We start from the raw sequence: 675 nt of genomic DNA, 5'->3' as shown, positions 1-675 counted from the left end.
GACCGTTTACGGCACAGTGTCCGCGTCGGCGTTGGAGAGCCGCTCATTACGATGAGGTGGTGATGGATGACGTGCAGAGGGCCTACGACCGTCGGTCTGCCGAGTACGCGGAGTTGCTGGGGTCTATGGACGCCGTGCATCCCGCGGACCGCGCACTAGTGGACTATTGGAGCAGTTTCATCACCGGGCGGGTGCTCGATGTGGGGTGTGGACCTGGGCACTGGACGGGCTACCTTCACCAGCGCGGGCTCGCTATTGGTGGGCTCGACCTGTCCCCGCGTTTCGTGGACCACGCTCGCGCCGCGTTCCCTCACCTCAAGTTCGATGTGGGAAGCCTGGACGCGATTCCGGCGGCTTCGGGAGCGCTGGATGGGGTTCTGGCTTGGTATTCGCTCGTCCACCTGACGCCAGGCCGGGTCCCTGAGGCATTGAGTGAGTTCGCGCGGGTCCTTAGGCCGGGCGGGAGGCTCCTGCTGGGGTTCTTCGAAGGACCGGAGGTTGCGGCCTTCGAGCACGCCGTGGTCACGGCCTACTCGTGGCCAGTGGCCGCCCTGAGCCAGCACCTGCGCACTGCGGGGTTCGAAGTGGAGGAAACGCATTCCAGGACCGGGCCCGGATACCGGCCGCACGGCGCTATCACCGCGTTGCGCCACAGCTGACCGTTTCTGCATCCCT

At 65.9% G+C, this 675-nt stretch carries 1 protein-coding gene; it reads left to right on the top strand.

Features of this window, described 5'->3' with window-relative positions:
* Positions 1 to 659, top strand: a 659-nt coding sequence (locus FS770_RS13575) for a class I SAM-dependent methyltransferase (RefSeq protein ID WP_342353668.1), incomplete at its 5' end; no start/stop codon positions are given.
* Positions 660 to 675: the final 16 nt, after the last annotated feature.

The organism is Kocuria salsicia (genome assembly GCF_007681555.1).
Lineage (GTDB): Bacteria > Actinomycetota > Actinomycetes > Actinomycetales > Micrococcaceae > Kocuria > Kocuria salsicia.
The sequence above is the reverse complement of the archived record's forward strand: the minus strand, read 5'-3'. Positions and strand labels throughout refer to the sequence as shown.